At 39.8% G+C, this 26,232-nt stretch carries 11 protein-coding genes; 5 read left to right on the forward strand and 6 right to left on the reverse strand.

Annotated elements, in window-relative coordinates; all coding sequences use genetic code 11:
- Window positions 1-296: 296 nt before the first annotated feature.
- Both KIM67_RS09195 and KIM67_RS09200 read left to right on the forward strand, forming a co-directional pair.
- Complete coding sequence (locus tag KIM67_RS09195) at window positions 297-3,410, forward strand: TonB-dependent receptor (RefSeq protein WP_213831041.1); 3,114 nt, start codon at window positions 297-299, stop codon at window positions 3,408-3,410.
- Between the two features lie 16 nt (window positions 3,411-3,426).
- Window positions 3,427-4,995: a RagB/SusD family nutrient uptake outer membrane protein gene (locus tag KIM67_RS09200; RefSeq protein ID WP_213831042.1), complete on the forward strand. Its 1,569-nt coding sequence runs from the start codon at window positions 3,427-3,429 to the stop codon at window positions 4,993-4,995.
- A gap of 83 nt (window positions 4,996-5,078) precedes the next feature.
- On the opposite strand, the gene KIM67_RS09205 is transcribed toward KIM67_RS09200, so the two are convergent.
- From KIM67_RS09205 to KIM67_RS09215, 3 genes are read right to left on the reverse strand one after another with little or no spacing between them, the layout of a single operon-like run.
- Window positions 5,079-6,212, reverse strand: coding sequence for a hypothetical protein (locus KIM67_RS09205; protein WP_213831043.1), 1,134 nt, complete (start codon window positions 6,210-6,212; stop codon window positions 5,079-5,081).
- Complete coding sequence (locus KIM67_RS09210; RefSeq protein WP_213831044.1) at window positions 6,196-7,623, reverse strand: sulfatase; 1,428 nt, start codon at window positions 7,621-7,623, stop codon at window positions 6,196-6,198. The genes KIM67_RS09205 and KIM67_RS09210 overlap by 17 nt, the downstream gene beginning before the upstream one ends.
- A gap of 9 nt (window positions 7,624-7,632) precedes the next feature.
- Window positions 7,633-10,989: a glycoside hydrolase family 38 C-terminal domain-containing protein gene (locus KIM67_RS09215; RefSeq protein WP_213831045.1), complete on the reverse strand. Its 3,357-nt coding sequence runs from the start codon at window positions 10,987-10,989 to the stop codon at window positions 7,633-7,635.
- A gap of 164 nt (window positions 10,990-11,153) precedes the next feature.
- On the opposite strand from KIM67_RS09215, the gene KIM67_RS09220 reads away from it, so the two are divergent.
- Together KIM67_RS09220 and KIM67_RS09225 are read left to right on the forward strand one after the other, a co-directional pair.
- Window positions 11,154-12,584 carry a cytosine permease gene (locus KIM67_RS09220; protein WP_213831046.1) on the forward strand — a complete coding sequence of 477 codons (1,431 nt, stop codon included), beginning with the start codon at window positions 11,154-11,156 and terminating at the stop codon, window positions 12,582-12,584.
- 289 nt (window positions 12,585-12,873) lie between these two features.
- Entirely contained in the window at window positions 12,874-14,430 is a 1,557-nt protein-coding gene (locus KIM67_RS09225) for a sulfatase (protein ID WP_213831047.1), read from the forward strand.
- 64 nt (window positions 14,431-14,494) lie between these two features.
- Here KIM67_RS09225 and KIM67_RS09230 read toward each other — a convergent pair whose 3' ends face one another.
- Complete coding sequence (locus KIM67_RS09230; protein ID WP_213831048.1) at window positions 14,495-15,526, reverse strand: glycoside hydrolase family 43 protein; 1,032 nt, start codon at window positions 15,524-15,526, stop codon at window positions 14,495-14,497.
- Window positions 15,527-15,712: 186 nt separating this feature from the next.
- Here KIM67_RS09230 and KIM67_RS09235 point away from each other — a divergent pair, with 186 nt between their 5' ends.
- Window positions 15,713-20,113, forward strand: a complete 4,401-nt coding sequence (locus KIM67_RS09235; RefSeq protein ID WP_213831049.1) for a choice-of-anchor D domain-containing protein — start codon at window positions 15,713-15,715, stop codon at window positions 20,111-20,113.
- Window positions 20,114-20,825: 712 nt separating this feature from the next.
- On the opposite strand, the gene KIM67_RS09240 is transcribed toward KIM67_RS09235, so the two are convergent.
- Window positions 20,826-22,166, reverse strand: coding sequence for a RagB/SusD family nutrient uptake outer membrane protein (locus KIM67_RS09240; RefSeq protein WP_213831050.1), 1,341 nt, complete (start codon window positions 22,164-22,166; stop codon window positions 20,826-20,828).
- Window positions 22,167-22,175: 9 nt separating this feature from the next.
- Window positions 22,176-25,349 carry a TonB-dependent receptor gene (locus tag KIM67_RS09245; RefSeq protein ID WP_213831051.1) on the reverse strand — a complete coding sequence of 1,058 codons (3,174 nt, stop codon included), beginning with the start codon at window positions 25,347-25,349 and terminating at the stop codon, window positions 22,176-22,178.
- Between the last annotated feature and the right edge of the window lie 883 nt (window positions 25,350-26,232).

Below are 26,232 nucleotides of genomic sequence, written 5' to 3' on the forward strand. Positions count from 1 at the left end.
CTTTTCCTTCGGATTTGAAACTTCTTAGTATAAAAATGCCTTGAAAAAGTATAAAAAAACTGATGCGATACTAACGGTTCTATGATTTTTTTTAAGTGCAACCAATCTTGCATCCCATAAAAAGCGTTATTGATGTCATCTTTCTATTTTATGTGAATTTGGAAATTAAAAGGGATATGATTTCTATAAATTCAATTTTAGCTTTGTTAAATTGACGATTCTCCAATTAAGTGAATTATCAATACTAACCAGCAAACTGAAATAACAAAAACTAACTTCAAAAAAACTAAGCTACTATGATGAAAATGTTGTTGAAAAAAGAAACAATAGCTTTCTGTATACTTTTTTGTGGGCTAAGTACAATTATGTATTCCCAACAAATTACAGGAACAGTAACGGACCCTGGTGGTGTTCCATTGTCGGGCGCCACAATTATTGAAAAGGGCACCACCAATGGTGTCCAAGCAGACTTTGATGGAAACTATACCATTATACCGAGCAATGATAACGCTATATTGGTCTTTTCATATATTGGATTTTCCAATAAGGAAGAAAATGTAAGTGGTAGGACAACCATTAATGTTACATTGCAAGAAGATGTTTCAAAACTGGACGAAGTCGTTGTCATAGGATATGGAACACAGCGACGTCAAAATGTTTCTGCTGCTATATCCACAGTAGACTCCGAAGCTCTAGAAGGTAGGCCCGTTGCAGATTTTCAAAGCGCACTGCAAGGGCAAGTTGCAGGGTTACAGATTACGAGTAATTCAGGTAGACCGGGCGCAGGGAACAATATCCAAATAAGAGGTGCAGGAACAATTACAGGTAACAGTAGTCCGCTTTATGTTATTGACGGCGCTATAGTAGAAAATGGTATCGGTGGTGGCGGTGATCCCTTTGCCACAATAAATCCAGCTGATATCGCATCTATAAATGTATTGAAAGATGCTTCTGCAGCGGCGATTTATGGTGCAAGGGCAGCCAATGGGGTAATCATCGTTACTACTAAAAAAGGAAAGCCAGGTAAAGCTAGCATCAATTTCAATACTTTTAGTGGCTTTCAGAATGTAACGAACAAACTTGACCTTTTAGATTCCCAACAGTATCAAGAAGCTTACAATACTGCTAGAGATAATGCTGGACAAGCTAGAATACCAAACCTTGATGGCACTACGATAACCACCAATACAGATTGGCAAGATGCCATATTAAGAACTGGAATCATACAAAACTATGAGTTAAGCGCTTCTGGTGGCAATGAAAAAACAAGATATTATACATCTGTAGCACATTATGATGAGGAAGGTATTGTATTGAACACGGGTTTGGAACGAACTACCTTGCGTTTTAATTCGACTACCGAACTGGGCAAGTTCACTTTTGGTAATTCGATTACCTATTCCCGTTCTGTATTTGATAGGGAATATTCAGGGAATGGTTTCAATGTTCTCAATTGGGCAATCAGAAACCCACCAACAGTTGAAGTTTTCAATCCAGAAACGGTCGGTGGTTTCGGCGGACCTGTCGAAGATGATGGTAATGATAGAATTCTGAATCCTGTTGCTGCACAATCGCTTATCACGAACCAAAGTACGGTGAACAGATTACTGGGCAACATTTACGGGGCATATAAAGTTCTGGATGGTCTTGAGTTTAAAATAAGTGTCTCCGCAGATTTGAATACCTTCAAAAATCGAGAGTATTCCCCTTTCTTCAATCAAATTCCTGGGGCTGGCGTAGGTTCTGTAGTAACATTGGACGATGGGGCTTTTGTTGAAGAGCGCAGGGGAGATGGCAATTCGTTTATCGTTGAAAACACTTTGAACTATCGAAAGGATTTCAATAAGCATACTGTTGATGCCCTTATTGGCTTCACTACCCAAGAGCGTACCAATAGTTTCATGGAGGCAAGAAATGTGGGCGGAGCCATTAGCGATGGTTTTCCAGTTTTGACCGCTTCTGTAGATGATAATTTAGGAGCGGCAACAGGTACCATCTCCGAAGTACGTACTGTTTCCTATATCGGAAGGATGATCTATGATTATGATGACCGCTATTTGGCCACCGCCAATTTTAGGAGGGATGGTTCATCCGTATTCTCTGCAGGCAATTATTTTGACAATTTTTTTTCTGGATCTGTTGGATGGGTCGTTAGCAATGAAAAATTTCTAAGAAATAGCGAAGCTATCAGTAACCTAAAGATTAGGGCCAGTTATGGTTTTCTAGGTAACGATCGTATCAATGCCAATGCGGCAAGATCGACCCTGCAAAACAACATACGCTATATTTTAGGTATCAATGGAGAAGAAGTTTTGGGAACAGCCAGAGCAGGTAGAGTGGGAAACTCGGCCTTACAATGGGAAAAGCAGGAACAATTGAATATTGGTCTTGATGCAGCATTTGCAAAAAATAAATTAACACTTACCGCCGACTATTTTGTGAAGAGTTCTATTGATCTACTTCTCAATTTTGATTTACCCGAAACCACCGGTTTTAACAATATCATCATTAATTCAGGTGAAGTGGAAAACAGAGGATTGGAACTGGCCATTGGCTATCGTGATCAGTTTGGTGATTTCAGCTTCGGATTTTCTGCGAATGCAACATTTTTGGACAATGAGGTAACACAACTTACGGACGGGTTGGATTTTATAGGCAGGAATTCTAGTAATCTCTATGGAAATCAACCAAGAAACAGAGTTGAGGTAGGCAGGCCTATTTCATCCTTTTTTGGTTACAGAGTCGAAGGTATTTATCAATCCCAAGAAGAAATTGATAATGGCCCTACACCTATAGCTGCGGCCCAACCGGGTGATTTGCGTTTTTCAGATGTTAGTGGGCCCGATGGTGTTCCAGATGGTATTATAAACGAGGATGACCAGACTTTTATAGGTGATGCAACACAAGATCTACAATACGGCTTTAGCCTTAATTTAGGTTACAAGGGCTTTGATCTTTCGGCACAGTTTCAAGGTGTAGCAGGTAATGATATTTGGAACGATACTAAATTCAATACAGATACTTATTTTCTTTCTGGTAACCTATCTACACGCGTTTTAAATGCGTGGACACCTGAAAATCCATCCAACACAGTGCCAAGAGCAACAACCGATGCTACGTTCTTCGCACAACCTTCATCATTTTACGTGGAAGACGGATCATACCTTAGACTCAAAAACCTACAGGTAGGCTATTCCTTTTCTGTAGGAACACTAGACCAGATCGGTGTGGGTCTTACAAATGCCCGAATTTATTTTGCAGGACAAAATATTTTTACAATTACCAATTACAGTGGCTATGATCCAGAGATAGGGATAACAAATCCCAATAACAGTAATGCACTTGGCTTTGACAACGTATCATACCCCCAAGCAAGAACTTTAACTGTGGGACTTCAATTAGGATTTTAAAATAAAAATGAGAAAAATGAGAAAACATAATAAGGCCGTTTCAACTATTCTAAAACTAAGTATATGCACTTTCGTGGCATTGCTTTTCACAAGATGTGGTGATAGCTATCTTGAGGATGCTTTGGTGGCTACACAGTTAGAGGATGGTAATTTCTTTGCAAGTCAAGAAGACGCCGTAAGTGCACTTAATGCAACTTATGACCCTTTCCATTCAGGGGGTTATTTCAAATATCACTACATAAGTATAGGTCATATGGCCGGTGACACACGACAGACAGATGGCACTACCCAACCCGCGGAACAGGCTTATCCAGGATTTAAATTCAATGCAGGTACAGGACATTTGATACCTGGTGTATGGAGAGCATGTTACCTAGGTATTCAAAGGGCTAATAATTCTATTGCTGGAATTACGGATATGGACGATGTATTGTTTTCAAATCCTGAGCTAAAACAACAATATATTGCTGAGGCACGTTTTCTAAGGGCATTCTACTATTTTGAACTTGTTCGCTTATATGGCGGTGTCCCACTTATCACTGAAGTATTTGATGGTGATATTACTAATGAAACAGCTATTTTCCCCACCCGTAACAGTGTTGAAGAAGTGTATGCCCAGATTGAAAGTGACTTCATGGCAGGAGCAGACAATTTGCCCAATAGCTATAGTGATGCAGATATAGGGCGTCCAACCGCTGGTGCGGCACAAGCCTTTCTTGGTAAAGCATATTTGTATCAAAAAAAGTATGCCCAAGCAAGGGATGCCTTTAAATCTATTATAGATGGTAATTTCGCAACATATGTTTTGACCGAAAATTTTGGGGAGACCTTCACATTGGCAGGTGAGAACAATGCAGAATCTGTTTTTGAGATTCAATTTCAATCCGGTTTCGGCACCGCATTTGCAGTTCCCGTGAATGAAGCCAATTGGATTGCCAATTGGTTTAATCCTACCGCACAATTTCCGTTCGGTTTTAGAAACTCCGTACCTTCAAAACAAGCAATAGAATTTTTCGAGCAATATCCCGAGGAAGATGCCGAACGTAGATTTTATACTTATGCTAAACCAGGAGACACATGGGGAAGATGGGATCCTGTAGCAGAAGATCCTGTAGCCGCGCAACAATGGCGTGCCAGAAATATATTGGTTCCCTATCCTGACGATCCAGATTTTCAGTTATTGGCCATTCGGAAGCACTCTGGTGGATTTGAGGAACGCGGCGGGTTTAACCAAAATCCCAATAATCATAGAGTAATGCGATATTCAGACGTACTATTGATGTTCGCTGAAGCAGAAAACGAAGTCAACGGACCTAGCGGTGATGCTTATAATGCCATAAATATGGTTAGGCAACGTGCAGGCGTACCAGTTGTAAGTGGTCTTTCAAAGGAAGAATTTTTTGAGCAAATCGTGGTAGAAAGACGACTGGAATTTATGTATGAATTCCACAGATATTTTGATTTACTTCGTTGGGGAAGGGGTGACGAAATGCCAGGTTTTGTGGCCAACAAGAATGAATTGTTACCAATACCCGCAGCACAGGTAACGAACAACCCTAATTTAAATCAGAATCCTGGGTATTAAGCAAATGATTTTTTTAGTTAAGTTTAGTTTAAGGGCTGCTCTCGCTGAGAGCAGTCTTTTTTTAAAACCGTAAAGAAATTGAATTAATACAATTTTAAAAAAGTCTTTTCAGCTTCACCTCTACTAGCAAGATATTTTACAACGACCTTATCGTTGCTCAATAGCACGTTGGTTGTTTCTAAAAAATCAACTGGAACCTCCATGGTGAACATATAGTAGGTTTTGGTCAAAGTCTGTTCGGCGTCTATAAATTCAAAAGAAAGATTTCCAAAATAATCGTAATCCTTAGATATCAGCTTCTTAAAGCCAAGCCCCATGCCGCAGGTAGCAAATTCGATAGCCCTACCTGCTACTTTGCCACTCACAGCTTGATGCCAAACATTCAACCAAGGATATTCTTCGGTTTTCCAAACATAGCCCACCATTAGTTTTTTATAAGGGTTGGTGGCGGTTGCCCATCCAATAGTATCCGATTCAGAAAATATATGGGACGTCAAATAGGTCTTTTCCCGACTGCCAGAAGTTCTTAAATCGATTCGACCATCTGGCAAGATTCCATTGGGCCAATGGAAGGAATCGGCTTCCAAATTGTCATAAGAGGTTCTGGGATAGGCTCCTTTTTGATAGAATCCTCTTCCAGCATTGGTATCGATTCGTAAGTTTTTGGAAGCAAATTCACCACCAAATGTAGGGTGCTGTAAAAAATTATACACCCTGGATATGGGCAAATCGTTCGTAACCGATTCTCCCACTTTTACCAGTGCTTCATTATGGTACAATGTGATTTTCCTCTCCAGACTTAGACCTTCGATCTTTGATTGAAAACTTGTTTTCAATATCTTATTTCCTAGACTATCAATATCGAGGTTATTTCTTTTCCAAATTTGTGCTGTAGGTTCGCCGTATAACCGAATACCCGCATTTTGCTCGCCCTCCGTTGGCATTCCCCAAGTTCCGAGGCTTATAAAGTGTCCTCGAAAATCAAAACCATTTTTATTTATTTCAGGCTGATTTTCTACAGCAAGCGACCAATCAAATGGGTTAACGGGATTGTTCTTAAATTTTAAAGAAGTGATTGCACCTCCGCTTAAGCTTTGAACCAGTTGAAGGTTTTTGTTCTTCAATACAACCGAATCGTTGGTATGTTGCATGCTTTGAGCCTCAACAGAAATCAAGATTAAAAATACGAATAGACTATAACTATTTATTTGTTTCATCCCCTATTTTATTGATTGGCATTGGAGCGTTGGTGTCATCTAGCCATTTAACAATGCTCTCTTTCATTTGGGAAGTAACATCCGGAAACTCTGTACTTAAATCTTCCTGCTCTCCCAAATCATTTTTCAAGTCGTATAGTTCTGTAGTTTCGTCCTCCAAGGACAAAATTAGTTTCATGTCACCTAGTCGTAACGCGGCCTTTGGTCTTCCACCTTGATTGCTAAAATGCGGATAATGAAAATAAAGGGATTCCCTAGTCAAGGTTTCCCCAGCTTCAAAAGCTTTGAGCTTGTTTTCACCATCAATGGTCTGCGGTACATTTTCATCTTCCCGAACAAGTTTCAAGAACGTCGGGAATATATCAATTGTCGATATGACGGACGAATTAACGTACCCCCCTTCCCAATTCCCTTTCCAATAAGCAATCATAGGTACCCGCAAACCGCCTTCGTACATCGTTCCTTTTCCAGACCTCAGCGGATCGTTCACCGTAGGTTTTCTTCCCGCTTCACCGACCGCAAGCCCACCGTTATCCGAAACAAATACTAGCAACGTATTTTCCATCAATCCATTTTCCTCAAGGCTTTTTACAATTTTACCTACCGATGTATCCATCTGTTCTATCATGGCGCCATACACAGGATTAAAGTCGTTTGGTCTTGGATTTTCCTTCATTTTATACTTCGCTACTAATGTGGAATCTCCTTGAAGCGGTAGATGAACGGCGAAATGGGCCACGGTCATAAAAAAAGTGGTATCCTTGTTCTGTTCAATAAATTTTATGGAATTCTGCGTAATTTCATCTGTTATATGCGGTAATTCATAAGCTTCGGTATTGTCACCAATCTTGTACCATTTATAGGTTTCATTTACGGGCAGCAATTCATAATCAAATCCTTCGGTAATGTCAAAACCTTGGAACTTGGGGTCGGATTTTCCAAAAGTTGTATTCTCTCCCAAGTGCCATTTACCTATTAACGCCGTTTTGTAACCATCTTTTTTAAGTTCCTCCGCTATCGTGATTTCATCCAACGGTAGATGGTTCTCATATTCGGCAGGCAATACTGGCGAATCCTCAACTTGTTTCGTGCCATAAAGATAATTCGTCAACCCTACCCTAGCTGGGTAACGACCTGTTAACAGACTTGCTCTGGTAGGGGAACAGACATGACTACCGGCATAGGCATTATCGAACCGCATGCCGTTTCTGGCCAATTCATCCAAGTTTGGGCTCTCAAAATAGGTATTTCCGTAAACGCCAAGATCCGACCATCCCAAGTCATCGGCCACAATCAGTACAATATTTGGTTTACGCTGTGTTTCAATGGGCGAATCCGTGGAATTGTTTTTTTTATATTTACAAGAAGTGATGCAAATTGATAGTATCAGTACTCCTACTATTTTTTTCATGGTCATATTTTAGTTATTGGTTTTTAACCGTATCGTTTTGATTTCAAAAGGTTTGAATTCTAGTTGAATCGTATCGGATACTTTTGGAATTTCGAATAGTATCTTTTCGCTCAAATCGGTTTCAAATACTGTTGTAATATTTTCAGAAAGTACCATAGAAGCGGTGGTAGTTTTTTTCTCAGTCTCGTAGAGTCTTGCTATGAGACCTTTACCATCCTCTGCTTTTTTGATGGTTTGCAATATGATGTTGTCGGGTAGGTTTCTTAAAAGTGATGTCAGTTTTTCTGGATGGGTCGATTTTTCAACACTTTTGGCCAACAAAGGCGTATTGAACATTTTGGCTTTTTGAACCACATTGGCCGTTATTAAATTTCCCCGATGTGGATATAAGGCATAAGAGAATGTTTCCCCATCCAAATCTCCCGATGCTTCATTGTCCCACTTAAGGTTTTTTATTTCCGAATAATCGTGTGGTTTACGCCCGTAAGAAAGAATCAGCCCGATTCCGCCCTCTTTAAGATTGTACCCATAGCGAACGTTATCGAACAGCGCAATTCCATAATCAGCATCGGACACATCTGCCCATTGAAATGCGCATACTGTATTATCAATGGATTTGGTATTCTTTGGGTCAACTCTAGCAATTTTATCATGACCCCATTGAATTCCGTAATGTGCTATATCGGTTTTCAAAGTCATGGGAAATGCTACTTCCAATGCATTTGGTTCTTGCCAATTGGTGGTTGTTGAAAAATCCAGCTGTTTGCTTCCTTTTTTTAAGAGGATAGTTTGATGGATATTGGAATTCTTATACTTTTTTTCCACGTCCAAGGAAGCCGTTAAATAGCTAGCCCTTGGGTTTTGAACAGTAACGCTCATAGGAGATGTCTCGATGGTATTCTCCGAGATTTTTAATCGTGGTACCAACGAACCATTTTCCTTATGGGTTCTTTCATAAAATTTGTTCCAAACCTGCCCTTTCGGAACAAGCTCCTTTTTAACTTCTTTATCAAAATAGCTCGTGATCTCACCATTAGAATTGAATACAATTTTGACTAGTTCATTTTCCAGTGATTTGGTCGTAGCCTTAAGTTCAGTTTCTTTCTTAGTTTTCTTGCCTTCATCCCAATAATATTTTTTAAAGGACATAGGTGCAAGGCTATCGATAGCTATAAACATTTGATTATCGACAACAGTGTATTCGGTAGCCGTACCCGCACTATCTTGCAACTCCAATTCATCGGTATTTGTCACATTGGGGATTTTGGTTACACCATTCATAGTAATTCCAGAGGGATTAAAAACCACAAAACCATCTTTTTCCATGTTCAATTTTTCTGATAGTAGATCAAACTTGGAATCTCTTATTTTTTTAGCCTCATTATCGATCTTAAGAAGACTGTCACGAGCTGAAATCAGGACTTCTGGTACTGCCATGCCCGTAATAATATCATGAAAGTGATTGATCAAAAGTGACTTCCAAAGTTTTTTTGTTTTTTCCCTTGGATAAGAATTGCCGAACTGTTCCGCCATAGCGGACAAAGCTTCCGCTTCGCGTAATCGTTGTTCCACCTTTCTATTTAGGGTTTTTATGCCATTTGCCATTAAAAACGTGCGATGAATCCAACTGGAAGAAAGAATACGTCTGTCAAAGACCGCCAATTTCTCGATATTCTTTTTTTGTTCGGTCATGTAGTCATGAAGGGTAGTCCATTCCGTTTTTGGAAAAGACGGTAGGGAACTTACGCTGCGCTTCAATTCGATTTGGTCTTCGGTACCTCCTCCGCCCCCATCGCCCCAACCAATCAATAATAGCTGGTTATCGGTGACCTCTTTATTCTTGAACTGTTCCCAAGTTCCTTTAAGTCTTCTGGGACCAGGTTCAGGAGCATTATATGTAGTAATGGTTTCTGGGTTTTTTATTCGGTATTTATGGACTGCATCCACAAAGGGATATTCCCAAGCTGGGGTACTCAATCCGTTAACCAAAAGTTTTGAACCATCGATTCCCTTCCATTGATAAAGTGTATGTTCAAATTCAGGTGAAATAGTTCGCATCCCAATTAAATGGTCTAGTCCGAAACCCTGCGCTATTTGGGGCAAAAATCTAGGGAAACCGAAGGTGTCTGGCAAAAAGAGCACATTTTTTTCAACATCCAATTTGTTCTGGTAATAATCCAAACCATAAAGGAATTGACGAACAATACTTTCGTTGCCTGGTAAATTCATATCGTTCTCCACATACGTGCTCCCGTTGGCGATCCATTGCCCTTCTTTCATCTTTGCCATTACCTTTTCAAATAAATAGGGATAAAGACTGCTAAGTCTTTCGTAATGATAGGGTGTTGTAAAAACGTATTTGTACTCGGGATAACGATCCATCAAATAGAGATTGTTCCTGACCAAACGTTCAATTTTTTCATCAGTATGCTGCAACGTCCATCGCCATGCGGTATCCAAATGACCGTGCGCCAAAATTTTTAAAGTAGGTTGATCAATGGATAGGGATTCCAGCTTCTTGTATTTTTCAGAAATTATAGGCAAAACCTGTTCAAGTTTTTGTCTGAATTGACTGGTTCCGCTCAGGTTTAAATCCAAGGCATTCATGGAATAGTCAGCTAATGCTTTGATTTCATTATAACCAACCTCTTCTTCAGAGAGGATCGATTTGGCCTCTATCAACACCCGAAGCTTCCAATAATAGGTATCAATTAAAGGGTCTCTTTCCACCACGCTTATCACCCTGTACCCTCTAGGGGTATCGAAAACTCCGTAGGACTTTAAGCAGATTTTATTGGGTTTGGTGTCATCAAAAATCTGTTCCGTGGCCCAATAAAAATGGTTTCGCAATAAAGCTGCTTTGGATTTGCCATTTACATAGATAGCGGTTTCAGGCCATCCGCTCAATGCCATTTCCATAGGTTTAATACAAAGAAACCTTTCCCAACTATTGATTTTTTTAGGGAGGTCAGGTACAGTAAACCAATAGGTTTCATAGGTATGCCTACCACCTGAAATATAGTTTGCACCGACCTTTTTTGAATTTACCTTATGTGGTTCTTTGAAAGGAAAATCTTCATTCCACCCTTCTTTAAAGTGAAGGCTATCTGCTTTCCAGATGGTTTTGTGCCGCGATTCGCTTAATCGATAGAGGTAGAGAACTTCATGTGCTTCAAAAAAAGGATAGGGCATTACATGACCATCCAAGGCAAGATGTCCACCTTCAAGAGCCAAATGATCTCCATCTGCAGCTCTTCTTATATAGTCAAGAATATCCTCGGATTGTTCTTCTGAAATTTGGGCGCCTAAAAAACTGCTTGATAAAACTATAAGGATAAGGATTGTAAAATTTATATATCGTTTCATATCATCAATTTTGAAGGCTCTATTAGTTACGTCCCTTTTTTGCTGAAGTTGAAATATCCTCAAAAACTATCCTTAATACCTTGTGTTTTCCAAATTGAAAGAGAAAGACAGTTTAAAAACATGAATTTGAGACAGTGTTTAATCCATGAAAGGATAAATCAGGTATGAAAGAAAATACAATTTCGTATAAAGAGAAGTTGACCGAAATCGATGAATACGAAAAGGAACCTGTTCCCAAAAAATCGGTCAAGGGACTCAAGAGCTTTATAGGCATGGTTGCTGGCGAACACATTGCTGGAACTGAATTCATTATTGGGCCCTTGTTCGTATTGCACGGTGTTGCAATGGCCGATATTTTTCTAGGGCTGTTTATCGGTAATTTATTGGCAACGCTAAGTTGGGCATTGATCTGTGCTCCTGCCGCCGTAAAGACCAGACTTACCATTTTTTACCAACTGGAAAAAATAAGTGGTGTTGGTTTAGTGTCCATTTATAATTTGGTGAACGGTCTTTTGTTCTGTGTTACTGCTTCTGCCATGATAGGGGTTTCGGCTTCTGCCATTGGTTTGCTCCTAAACATTCCTGGACCGGGGCTTACCGATTTATACCCAACCAGCTTTTTATGGATCTTGATTATTGCTTTCATTGGCCTGGTCATCACCATCGTGGCAACTTTTGGTTTTGACAGAGTGTCCAGGTTCGCCAATATTTTTGCACCATGGATGCCGCTAATCTTCTTGGCCGCTGGTATTGCCATGCTCCCTTCTCTTGGGATAAATTCTTTGGATAGCTTTTGGGAGATTGGAAGTGAAAAAATATGGACAGGCGTTCCCGCCCAAGGACAGACCAAATATACGTTTTGGCATGTCCTCATTTTTGCCTGGCTCTGTAATAGTTCCATGCACATTGGTCTTGCGGATATGTCGATTTACAGATATGCAAAAAAATCATACTACGGACTGGCTTCGGCATTTGGAATGTTCATAGGCCATTTTATGGCGTGGATTGCCTCTGGAATTCTCTGCGCTGTGGCATTGCAAGCTGGAAACTCAAATCCCACTCCAGGCGAAATAGCGTTTATGGGTGCTGGGCTTTCGGGGGCAATCTGCGTAGTCGTTGCTGGCTGGACAACCGCTAATCCAACTATTTATAGAGCGGGACTTGCCATACAGGCATTATTGCCAAAATTCAAACGCTGGAAAATTACGATGATTGTTGGAATCACAGCAACAATTCTGGCTTGCTCTCCTATTATCATCAGTAAACTGGATCAGTTTTTAGGTCTGTACGCTCTGTTAGCCTCTCCCGTAGGTGCAGTGGTCATTCTCGATATTTTTCTATTTCCTAAAATTGGTCTGCAATCCAACCTGGCATCCTTTAAAAATATCAAAGTGAATTTTTCGGTATTGGGTGCATGGGTAATTGCAATTGCCGCAAGTTACTTCATCTACGAATATACCAATGCTGATTTTTACTTCTTCGTTGCTGTACCGGGATGGATAATAGGTGGTATTTGTTACCTGTTCCTAGCTTTCATACAACAAAATTATATGATGAAAAAGGAAACCATCGAGTTGACTTCAACCGTTAAATAAAAAAATGAAAGTAGTAAAACTAATATCGTACGTAGGCCTTATTTTAACGCTAGTTCCATCATTTTTGGTGTTCATGCAAGTTTTAGAGTTAGAGCTTTACAAGAACTTAATGTTTTTAGGAACACTTATTTGGTGCGCAACGGCTCCTTTTTGGATAAATAGGACAAAAAAGAATTAAAGCTATACAATGAAGATACTTTGGGGTCGGGTATTGCAATAGAAAATACTTTTCCTGTGAGGCTTCGAAGTGAACACCACTCAACCTATATAATACAATGCTTATTTTTTAATGGAGAAAATTCGCAAGAATGTCATGAGAATCTTTAATTACTTTAAAAGTACGATAGCATCAGACAAGGTTGGCTTTCTGAATATCTTGATTGTAGCAATTTTAATGATGTCGTTCACCCAGGATTCGACTTTTAAAGATTATAATTCATGGAGTGGTTTGAGAAAGCTACCAGAGCTGGCCAAAAGCAATTACAAAAGACCAAACATACTTTTAATTTTGGCTGATGATTGGTCTTATCCACATGCCAGTGCATATGGTGACAAGGTAATCAAAACTCCAAACTTTGATAGGATTGCCAAAAATGGTTTTCTTTTCACCAATGCTTTTGCGGCATCTCCTTCTTGTACACCATCAAGGGCCGCTCTATTGACAGGACGATATCCGCATGCATTGAAAGAGAGTGGAAATCTCTGGGGAACACTTTCCAAATCCTATCGCAATTATGTAACATTATTGGAAAAGGCTGGCTACATTGTTGGTTTTCAAGATAAAGGATGGGGGCCAGGAAACTATGAGGCTGGTGGATATACTCGAAATCCTTCAGGACATGAAGAGGCAAATTTTGATCACTTCTTTAAAAATTTAAAAGGTAACCAACCCTTTTGTTTTTGGTTCGGTACCAGAGACCCCCATAGACCGTATGCTTCAGGTTTGGGAATTGAATCAGGTATGGATGTAGATGCTGTCTCACTTCCTGATTTCTATCCAAAGGATTCCATCATTAAAGCGGACTTATTGGACTATTACTACGAGATACAGCGATTGGATTACGACCTTGGGCGTATTCTGTTTAGATTGGAAAGAACCGGTATGTTGGAAAATACGTTGATAGTGGTCACTAGCGATAATGGAATGCCCTTTCCCCGCGCTAAAGCCAACTGTTATGATTTAGGTACAAGAGTGCCTTTGGCTATCTCTTGGGGCAATAAGCTGGAAAAAGGCATAGTAAACGACAATTTCATCAATCTAATCGACTTGGCACCAACATTCCTAGAAGCTGCACAAATCACTGTTCCAAAAAGTATGCAAGGTGAGAGCCTTTTGTCCTTACTTCTGGGAGAGAAAAAATCCTATTCAAAAAATCATGTTTTCTTGGAACGCGAAAGACATGCTTACGTTAGAAAAAGTAATCTATCTTATCCCATAAGAGCTGTAAGGGATAGTAGCTATCTCTTTGTACACAACCTTTTTCCAGATAGATGGCCGGCTGGTGACCCACTAAGAAAATCATTGTTAAAAAGTTTTGGTGATATAGATGACAGCCCTTCAAAACAGGCTATGTTAAAAAAAAGGGAAAAAAGTGCAATCTATCGAGATTTCTTCCAGTTATCGACTTCCAAAAGACCGGAATTTGAACTGTACCATATACCCTCAGATCAATATCAGACAAATAATTTGGTAGGGCAGCAGAAATACAATGGAATCGTCGAGGCATATAGGAAGCAATTAAGAAAATGGCGCACGGAAACCCAAGATGTAGAAATTTCAGAGAAGACAACTCCATTTGACTTCTACCCCTATTTCGGAAAAGATAACAACGTAATTGAAAGATAGCTTACTGTTAAATGAAGTGGGCTACTCTATCTTCCATGACGCAATTTATTGAAATTAAGAACTCTCATTTTTTGCCATTTGAAATAAGTGGTACAGCTCCCACCCCTTCAAAAGTCATTTTTATGGGCTTTATAGTGCCATCATCGTTAAATTCCATTTTATCAATACAAACAACTCTATGGTTTCGATGTTCGTTGGGTATGGGTCTACGATGATAAACAATGTACCAATCATCTGTATCTGGCATATGCAGTACCGAATTATGTCCAGCGCCTGTGGCAATATTAGGGTCAGATTCTAAAATAGTCGCTATCCTATCAAACGGACCGAACGGTCTATCTGCAACGCCATAGGCTACTTTGTAAGAATCTTTTCCCCAACTGCCTTCGGACCACATCATGTAATATTTCTCCTCACGGTAGAACATTAATGGGCCTTCAACATAATTTTCTGGTGTAATCTCCTTTACAAGTTGTCCGTCTTCAAACGGTACCAAGTCCGTAAAATCATCATTTAACTTTCCAATGTTGCATCGGCCCCAACCACCATATACAATATAGTAAATCCCATCCTTGGCTTTAAAGACAAACTGATCTATCGGTTGGGCTTTGTTCAAAACCTTACCGATCAATGGTTTGCCAATATGATCGGTATAGGGTCCTTGCGGTTTTCTGGATACCGCAACGCCGATTCCACCCACTTCCGTACTATCATGTTTTTGCGGATCCCACCAATGACTGTCGGGAGTCTGAATATCGTTGGCGCTGAAAAAGACAAAGTATTTTCCATCTTTTTCAATTGCCGAAGGTGCCCATAGCTCATTGTTTATCCATGCCACGTTCTTGGGTGTTACTATGTTCTCATGCTTTTTCCAGTTGACCAAATCCTTGGAGGAAAAGGCATCCATAAAATCCTGTTTTTTTACAATTCCCGAAAAAGTGGGAAATATCCAGTATGTATTATCGAAGATTACGATTTCTGGGTCGGCGTACCACTCTTTTAATATGGGATTGCCAGTTTTTACTTCTTGTTGTGCATTGATTTTTACAGAAATGGATAAGAAAATAATCAATAAAAAGAATCTGTAATATGTCATGGTTGAATGTGTTATTTAAGTTAAGTCGAGTTCGCTAAAACTTCAGAATCTTGAAAATGAACTACTACCGCAATTAAAAGATTACACCTACATAATAGCTTTTGATTTACAAATCCATCGTTTTAGCTCAACACATTTTATGATTTTCGTTAAGAATTAGTTAAAAAACTGATAAACCCCATAACAATGAAAACAAAAATTACTTTACTGATTTTTTTCCTTTCCTTATTCGTTGTACATGCACAAATACAGGTAACAGAAGGAACCACGATTTCCAACAATCCTAATATTATAGGATGTAATAACAACACTACCCTTATAGAAGAACCTTGGAACAACGAGAATAGAATATCATCATTGATTGAGTCAAGAGTGACGAACCTACGCTTTCCTGGCGGAACGGTATCCGAGAACTGGGATTACAGAAACGATACTTTTTTCCCTGCCAAAGGAACTTCAGGTAGTGAGGATGGTTGGGTAGACCCCACACAAATGATAGGGTTTGTAAAATCGATTATAGAAAACGGAACGGGAAAGATCAACTCCATCGAAAATTTTTCAAAAGCACAAGAAGCCAATGATTTTCAGCCCGTGTACGTTATGAACATGACCACTCCGGGTCTAGATTATTATGCCGAGAAATTCAGTGTCCCAGAGGATAGTGAAACTTTTCAACCCTTGCAACCAGATTGGTGGCGGGCTTTTGAGGACAGGTTGCAACGTAATTTAGAGATGTTGAGGCGTGCCGAGGCAAGTGGAATGCCCGTTAAATTTATAGAACTGTCCAATGAGGTATATTTTGGTGCTGGAAAATATCAATTCTTGAATTTTCAAGGCTTTAGGGAAGACAATGCGGGATTCGGTTACCCTGAAGCATGCCATTACTTTATAACCGAAATAAAAAAGGAATTTCCGAATGCCAAATTCTCTGCCGTGGCCTACTTCGACACAGAAGGTTCTGAAGGAAAACGGAAGGACTTTTGGAACGGCTACGTCATTCCTAGATTGGATAGAAATCTGGTCGACGCGCTTACCATGCATGCGTACATAGAGTCAAATCCCAACCAAACGGCAACAAATCAGGCTGAATTGAATACGATGTTAGATTCTTTTCGTACAGTATTCGACCAAGCAAAGATCAATACCGATTTTGCCAATGTGGTAACTGCCGCTAATTGGGACGTTTGGTGGACAGAGTACATGCCCAATTTTTTTAATATCGGTGCTGGAGTCAACCAGGATAGGTTCAGTTGGGAAAATGCACTGGTCGTAAATTATAACATTGCCAGTTATCTCGAATTGCCATCCTCAGAACTTTTACAGATGCATGAGTTCAGTGGGATGACTACCAATAATGGAGGCATAAATGCCGTTGGTCGTGCAATTTCTTTGGCCAGTTTGGCTACTTCCGGAATGGATCAACGGCAAGAATTGTCTTTTTCTGGAATTTCCAACCTTGCTGGAACAAATGTTCCAGAGCTATTTGGTTTCTCATTTTCGGACAATAACAATAAAAACTTTTGGATTACCAATGCGAGCGGAGAGAATAAAACATTGGATATTTCCAATTTGGGGTTTTCAGGTAAAGTCATGTACCAATCCGCCGGTACGCTGGGGAGCAAAAACGATCCGATGGAAACAGTCATTCTACCTAATGGTACCATCGAACTTCCGCCTAATTCCATAACCACATTGTTGACTACTAACCTACCCGATATTCAAGTGGTTGCAGGAGTTGATTTAACCCTGGAAGATGGTGGTACATTCGATTTTGGAACCTTACGGTTGGGGAGCAATGGCGTTGTAAATGATTTTGAAATCACAAATTTAGGAGGTGGCAATCTCAATCTTTCGAACATTACCATTGATGGAGCAAACGCAAACGATTTTCAGATTACGGTACAGCCCAGCACATCTTTGGCCAATAGGGAAAATACGATTTTATCCATTAAATTTGAACCTACCGGTGATGGTACACGCGCTGCAACAGTGAACATTGCCAACAATGACCCGGATGAGTCCCCATTTAGTTTTACCTTAACGGGAACAACATCACGAGCCTTTGCTTTTAATCGATTGGATGTTACGGTGATTGCAGATGGTTTCAAGGACATTCCATATAACGGCAATGATTCGGGAAAACAGAATACCGGATTGCGTTTGACTTCTTTTGGAAGGGTCAAAGATACAAACGGCAACAGCCTTTACACAATTTGGAGGGTAAGGAACTCATCAGAAGAGAACAAACAGGTAGTTCTAAAATCTGTCGACAACAGTTTTGATTATCCATTTACCATCAAGAAAAACAAAGAAGCTTTTATCCGAAGTACGTACATCACCAATAGTGCAACGCATAAATTATTCTTTGAGGGAAACAATCTGGACACCAAAGCTTCTAGCCAAACTAGTTATGCAGATGGGAGAACTGTTTTTGTTGCCAAGAATGGAAACGTAGGTGGAGCAAACCCACCAGGAAGTGTAAGTTCATCCAACGGCGCATTTACCATGGATGCTTCAGGGTCTGGAATTAATGGAACCTCGGACCAATTTAGATTTATCTATGAAAGACTGGAAGGTGATTTTGAATTTACCACAAAACTATCAACGGTACCACAGACAGGAATTTTTGGAATTATGGTGCGTAAATCAAATGTTGCGGACAGTGAAAACCTGTTTCTGGGATTATCGGACGCAACAGCATTGGTACTTCAACAAAGAACAATGCGTGGCATTGAAACAGAACAAATTTCTACAGTAAGTGCATCTGCACCAATATGGTTAAAGGTCGACCGCTCTGGGAATAGGTTTACTGCTTCGTATTCAACAGATGGGATAGCTTTTGAAGTTCTGGAAAGCACCATTGTTGTATTTCCTTTTGAGGTATCATTGGGACTTGCAGGCTCAAGTACCATTAATGGTCAGCTTGCTACGGCTGTTTTTGAAGAAGCTGTCATAGTTCCAGACTCAGGGCAGCCTGAACCGGATATAGCCCTTTATGATGCAGGAACAAACACTTTGATAGCGAGCGGTTCCTTGGATTTTGGCCTTATTGATTTAAATACTTCCAAGACCAAGACTATAAATGTGACAAATGTAGGTACAGCTTTATTACAGCTCAACAGTATTGTGGTAGAAGGGCCCGATGCACAACTTTTTACCTTTCAGAACCAAACTGGCAATACATTGGAGCCTGGAGCATCTGCTGCATTGGAAGTAACGTTTACTGCTTCGCAATCCAGTTCAAGAAGGGCGAGTTTGATTATTGAAAGTAATGACCCCGAAGAAGCAACGGTTACATTATCGCTGAACGGTCAGGGACCTGGGAACCTTTTGAGTAATGGGGATTTTGAAGACCCATCAAAAACGCCTTGGACAAATGCAGGAACGGTTGTAGATGATCAAACCAATGCGAGGTCGGGCAGTAAAGCACTTCGCTTGTTTTTACCGCAGGACACGCCCGAAGGTTCACGCTTTTTTGGTGCGGTACAAACAGTACCTGTACAACCATTGGGACAATACTCGGTACAAGGTTATTTTAAAGGAGAACGGACTTCTGAAACGGGCGCTTTCCGGATTTTAATAAAGTTTTTGGATGCGGGCAACAATGAAATTGGACAGGCTACCTCTAATTTCTTTGCCAACTCGCCCAGTTATAAATTGATGACGACCAGCTTTACCACTCCCGAGGGCTGTACACAGGTAGAGGTAACGCCTCAGATTTTGGCAGCTACAGGAACTGCATGGTTCGATGATATTGAAATGGCGGACAATAGCAATAGCGAACCCACAAGTATTCTAAGAAATGGTGATTTTAATAGCGGTCAAAAAAGTCCATGGACGAATGGCGGTACCGTAGAAACAGATATTGTGAATGCACAGGGCGCCGAAAGTCCGATCATGCGACTTTTCCGTTCTTCGAAAGGCTTTAGCGGATCTAGACAATTGGTAAAAATCAACGAGGGTAGTACGTACAACTTATCAGGAAAAGTTAAAAGGTCGCTTACCGAAGGATTCTCTCGATTTTTTGTTCAATTTGTTGATGAAAACGGAAGTTACATTCAAGATGGAAATGGAAAGAATATTACCAAGGCTACTCAATTTGGCAGTTTTGGTGGTGTGGACCTAACCTATAAATTCATTGGTTTGAACAACATTGTTCCGCCTACTGGCACAGCAAATATGGAGATTAACCTTCAGCTTTTCAACGGCACTGGCTCTGTATGGTGGGAAGATATCAGGTTAGAAGAAATACTTCCTGCTACAAGCAGTACGGCACTAAGAGCTTCGATTCCTATAGAATCCATCGATTCTGACGGGCTATTTGCATTGTATCCCAACCCAGCATCAGAATACGTAACGGTTTCTTTTTCTGAGTTACAACGGGAATCTGGGCTTACAAAAGAAATTATAAAAGTTCGGATTTATGATATGACGGGAAGAGTAATAGCAAGTTATTCGTATGGTCCAAATCAATTTGCAAAAGATAGCATCATCGTGCCTGTGGAAACACTGGAAGAAGGACTGTATATTTTTAAGATTGGTTTTGTAAATGGTGATACCGAAGAAAAACTCCTTCGGATAAATTAAGATTTGATTGATTAGCGCGGCAACCCATTGAACGATACAACATGTTCAATGGGTTTCTTTTAATTTTTAAAAAAAGTATTTATGAGGATCCATTTCTTTTCTTTTGAGATTCTATTAGTTCCATACCTGTATGAATTCAAGTCATAATTGTGGAGCACTTATATTATCGGTATAGTTCTTTTTTCCTTTTTCCGTGATTTTATTTCTTACGCACTAATTGATGGCGATTTTGTTACCGGACAGTAAGCAAACGCTGTAAAACTGTTGTTGGAAAGAATATCTAAATAACGAAATGATAGTAAAAATAAACCTCAATCCATTATAGGTGTGGTATCGTATTAAACTAATTATTCAAAAAACCTATTTTATGGATAAATCATTAACTTTAAATCACGAAAGCAAATTTGACATAATGCTTTGATTTAGCATTCACTAATCGTCAAAAAAAATAAACAATTAGCGAGCAACCGACTTTAACCAGCCTCCCAACTGCGGGTTCAAACCTCAGTAAGGTCACTGGAACGGTTATTAAAGAAAGACAAAACCCTGCCAATTTAATAATCGGCAGGGTTTTACTTTTTTGAAAATCATTTTATAATGAATTATTGAAAAATTCTTAAAAGGCCATTGACCTAATAGTGCCAACGGCCTTATCAAAAACTAAACTAACTCAATATACTTAACTACTTATCTTCTACTGATCGATCTCAAATCAATACCCAGGATTCTGCGTAATGACTCCATCGGTTGCCAGAATTTCGGAGATAGGAATAGGAAACACATGATAATTGGCATTTATTGTTTCTCCCATTTCCGCATCTACGGTACCTGTTCTTACCAAATCAAACCATCGTTGTCCCTCAAAGGCCAGTTCCAAGCGTCTTTCATCTAGAATAGCTTGTTTAACCTCGGCCTGTGAACTTATTGTCCCTATCAAGCTATTTAGGCCCGCTCTTGCTCTTATATCGTCCAATAATGGAAGTACCTCTGCTGCAGGAGCACCATTTTCATTTAAGGTTTCCGCATATAAAAGGATAATATCCGCCAATCTTATTTCTATCCAATCATGGTCAGGCCCTAAATCACCTTCTTTAGGAAACTTTACAGCTGTCAATCCATCATCGTTAAGTGTTACCGCCCTTCTTAAATCGGTTCCACCACCGCTGGCATCGCTCGCATCAAAAGCGGCAATCAAATCCGCATCTACCGGAAAATCGGATTTTGAATCATCCCCTACAAACCAATTCCAAAAACGGGAAGCAGGACTATATTCATCGACTATTGACCTTTCTATCTGTGTTGAAAATATAATCTCTGAATTCTCTACCTCATTTTGTGCCCCAAAAATCTCATCAAAGTTTTCTTTTAAGCTAACTCCTGCCGCTTCCGCTCCGTCCACAACAGCAGCCAGAAATGGTTCTGCATTGGCATAATCGCCCCTGAAGGAATATACCTTGCCCAATAGGCTCTGAGCCGCAAGGCTAGAAGCTCTTCCATCAACAATTTCAACATCCAAAGCTGCGATGGCGTCTTCCAAATCTGGGATGATCACATTATCATATACTTCCGAAGTAGGTCGTCTTACCAAAATAGAGGTATCTGTAAAGTCTGGATCCGGAGATAGATTTACCGTGATATCCCCAAAAACCTGTACGAGCTTGAAATAGGACAACGCCCTTAAAAACTTGGCTTCACCTATCTCGGTAGCATCCGAGGAATTTTCAATGACGATATTCGTACTTAATATTGACCTGAACAATGCGGTGTAAAAAGGCCCAAAAAAATCATCTTCCATAACGGGTAAGCCATTATCGTATTCATCAAATTCAGTGTATGGCGGCTCAAACATAAATGCATTATCTGATCTGAACTCACCCATTATTGCCATGGGTGTTACCGCACCAAGCTGATAGTAATATGCGGCATTCAACACTCCACTAAAATCCGTTAAGGAATCAGCTTTGGCTTTATTGGGTGGAACTTGATCTAAATCATCACCACATGCTGTTATCAGGAACAATAATCCGATTGATAGTTTATATATTGTTTTCATTTCTTTTTTTTAAAAATTAACGTTCAAACCAAGTGTAAAGCTTCTAACAATTGGACTTGCACCTACTTGTGCCCCATACGTTGTAGGGCCTAAATAATCACTACCGGCCGTTTGCACACCTTCCGGGTTGTAAGAGGTGTAATCATCACCCCAGAGATACAGTAAATTGGTTGCCGCAACGTACAGTCTGACATTGTTTACGCCCACTTTTCCAGTAAGTTCTGGATTAAGCGTATAGCCGATGGTAAGGTTTCGCAACGCTACGTATGAAGCATCTTGAATATAAGCATCGGTCTGAAACCTTTTACCAATGTAAAATTCGCCGTTATTATCGGCGATACCATCCTCATTGGCGTCAAAACTGTCCACTAATCTACCTCCAAATTCCGACCCATAATAATGGGGGTCGATATTGTAAACCTCTCCTCCATGTGCCCCTTGAAATTGGAACGACATGTCAAAAGCTTTGTAATTGATTGAACTGTTTAAACCCCAATAAAAATCTGGTGTATTCTGACCAATTTTGACCAAGTCTCCGCCATCTTCAACAGTTCTGGTATTATCGATAACCCCATCACCGTTTTGGTCTACCACATACGCTGTACCTGTTCTATTGTTGGGATTTCTCGTACCATCCTCCAAATAAATCATTTCAACGTTTCCGATAGTCTCCAATCCCCACATTTCACCGATTTCACCACCAACATAATTTCTAAATACCGGACCTCTTCCACTTTGCCCGTAAACTGCTTGGGGCAATTCGGTTAGGCCACCTAAATCGGTTATTTCGGTTTCAACTGTAGCTAAGTTGGCCCCAAAATTCCATGAGAAGTCTTCATTGTTCACTACTTTTGCATTCAATTCAAACTCGAAACCAGAACTTCTCACATCACCCGAATTTAATATTACTGAGCGAGTCCCTAGTACTTCCGAAACACTTTGGTTGATTAAAATGTCTTCAATATCCGAAGTATAGTAATCCACACCTAATCGAATGCGATTGGAAAAGAATCCCAAATCAATACCATAGTTGCGTTCTGTATTGGTTTGCCACGTCAATTCTGGATTCTCCACATTATCGGGAATCAAGAAGCCAATCCCATAAACCGTGGGTTGTGGCTCCAAAAGTCTCAAGGCACTGAACGACCCCAAGAAGGAAGTGGTCCCTAAAGAGCCCATGCTAAATCTTGGTTTGAAAATACTTACCCATTCTGAAAGAGGCTCCCAAAATGCTTCATTATGAAGGTTCCAACCCACAGAAAGCGCTGGGAATGTCTCGAATCTTCTATTTGCTCCAAAACGGGAATCCCCATCCCTTCTTAAGGATACAGAGAATAAGAAACGATTGTCATACGTATAGTTAATTCTTCCAAAAACACTTTCCCGTGCCACAGTTTCATCTCTTTCCGTTACTGTAATATCCTCAGGCTCGAACAATTCGAAATTTTGAATTTCTGTATCTGGCACATTAGTACCCGATAAGGCAGTCCCTATAAATTTGTTGGTTTGAAATTCAAGACCCAATACAGCGGATATGTCATGCTTGCCAAAGGTTCTTGCAAAGTTCAAGGTAGTCTCACTCAATACCGAGAACTCCTTTAAATCCGTTTGGTTCATGTAGGTTTCGGTAGACCTTGCCCTGGAATCAAATCCCAATAGTCGGTGTTCATAAAATTGGGTATCCCTTAAATCACCACCCAAAACGGTTTTTATATTCAGCCCATCTATAATTTCATATTGCAAATAAGTGCTAATGTTCCCAAAAAATGTTCTTTCCCAACGCTCGGTATTATCAAGTTTGGCTGCTGGACCGGCATCACCAGAACCACCAATACCATTATTCGCCCTACCGTAGTGCCAATCTTGAGCGGCCATACCGGGCTGTAGCTCAGAGATACTACTTGCTTCGTATGTAGAACCTCTAAAACCATTATCAAACGGATCTAGCCCCAAGGCCTGTGCCTGCTGATCTAATTGTTGGACAAAGGCAATGGATTCTTCTGTGTGGTAAATAGGATGCACACCATACGCCCTTAAAAGATCCCTCATATCATGACCAAGAATGTCCCTATGGGATTTAAAACCATTGAAGCTAATGCCTGTTCTAATCTTCTCTCCCAGTTTAGCGTCGATGTTCAAACGTGCGTTCAACCGTTCAAAGCCTTCGGTAATGATGACACCTTCAGCATTTTGATAGCCAAGCGAAGCAAAGTAGTTCACATCGTCCGTACCCCCACTGACACTAAAGTCATGACTCATAATACTACCATTTTGAAAAAGCCAATCCTCTGGGCTTATGGCACCAGGTGAATTTTCATAGGCATTTAACCTATATTCTACAAAATCGGGATCAATTTGGGAAAGGTCCCAATTCCCGGCGGCAATTTCCCTTCTCGATATCTCTGCCCACTCGGGCCCTGACTTGAGAATATTGTCTCGATACTTACTTGAGGTGCTGGTAAAGGCATTGTAACTAAAACTTACTTTACCGGATTTTCCTTTTTTAGTTGTAATCAAAATCACACCATTTGCACCCCTAGAACCATAAATAGCGGCCGAAGCTGCATCTTTCAACACTTCCAAACTCTGTATGTCGTTAGGGTTAACGGTTGCCAAACTTCCTGAAATTGGATACCCATCGACAACTATCAACGGGTTTGAATCACCTGATATGGACGATGCTGCCCTAATCTGAATTTTAGGGTCGGCACCTGGTGATCCATCCTGATTTTGAATTAAAACACCTGGTAACTTACCTGCCAAAGCATCATCTACCCTAGTTGCTTGAATACCTGCGATTTCTGAACCATCTACCTTGGCAACGGCCCCGGTCAATGAGGATTTTTTTCGCGTACCATATCCGATGACAACCACTTCGTCCAACACTGAGGTGTCCTCCAATAATGTAATGTCCACTGTTGTTTGATCAGTAATTGTAACTGTTTTCGCTCCATATCCTATGTATGAGAACTGTAGCGTTTCTCCACTTGAAACAGTAATGGCATAATTTCCATCAAAGTCAGTTTGAGTTCCTCTTGTTGTGTTCAATACTATAATATTAGCCCCTGGTATGGGTGTATTGTTCACATCGGTAACAGTACCCGTTACCGAAATTTCTTGGGCAAATAGCTGTATGTTGACCAGCAACACCACAACCATAATTAGTTTCCTTCTTAAATTCATTTGTTGTTCCGTTAATTTCAAAAGTTTAGTTAATCGCATGTCCCTTTTGGGAATGCTTACAAATCCGTTCAGCGTTCCACATTGAGTCTACAAATTTTAAGGAATCAGATTACTTTTGAATTCATCTAATTTGCATGCATATAATGTGTATTTGTTGAATTATACTTCCCTCCTACAAGAAGTAATCAATAAAAGGATAGACGTGCACCTATTCCTTTTTTATGCAAAATTTAGTTTCATAGAGATAGCGGTTGAAGTTGCTTGTTTATTATTGTTTTCAGTGGTTTACCAATTTGGTTTTCCAAATTGGTAAACCAAATATATGTTATCAAAGGGTTAAAAAAAAATCATTTTAGTATTTAAATGTTAAAATTTTAGGGAATCGATACTTTTGTTAAGTCTTATTGCTAAATGATTAAACAAAGCTTATTTATCGAGACAATAATTTCACAAAGTCTTTATGAATCGTACAAAAAATGTCAATTAAAATCACAGTATTTTCGCATATTCTTCACAGGAACAAATGAGTAGGATATCTACTTTTTTCAGCACTATTATTAATGTTTTTTTTATTTCAAATACGGTTATTTCTTAATAAAATGATATTTATTATTGCTATAAACCGGAGAGAAACCGAATTGGATTTTGTGAAGGTCGTGGCTATTATTTTAAGTTTAATGCAATAGTAGTACTTGGACAAAGTTTTTTGGGCAGTTTCATGAATTCTGCAATCGTCGAAAAGTAAACTTTAACTGATTGTTCTTTTAAATACTTAGTAAATTAGTTATAAAAAATAGGAGAAAATCGATGTATTTAAAATTGGTTTACCAGATTGGTTTACCAAAAATACATATATTTGTAATAGTATTAAGTTCTTAACCCG

This window comes from Flagellimonas sp. 389, assembly GCF_018449435.1.
In the GTDB taxonomy this organism is placed as follows: domain Bacteria; phylum Bacteroidota; class Bacteroidia; order Flavobacteriales; family Flavobacteriaceae; genus Flagellimonas.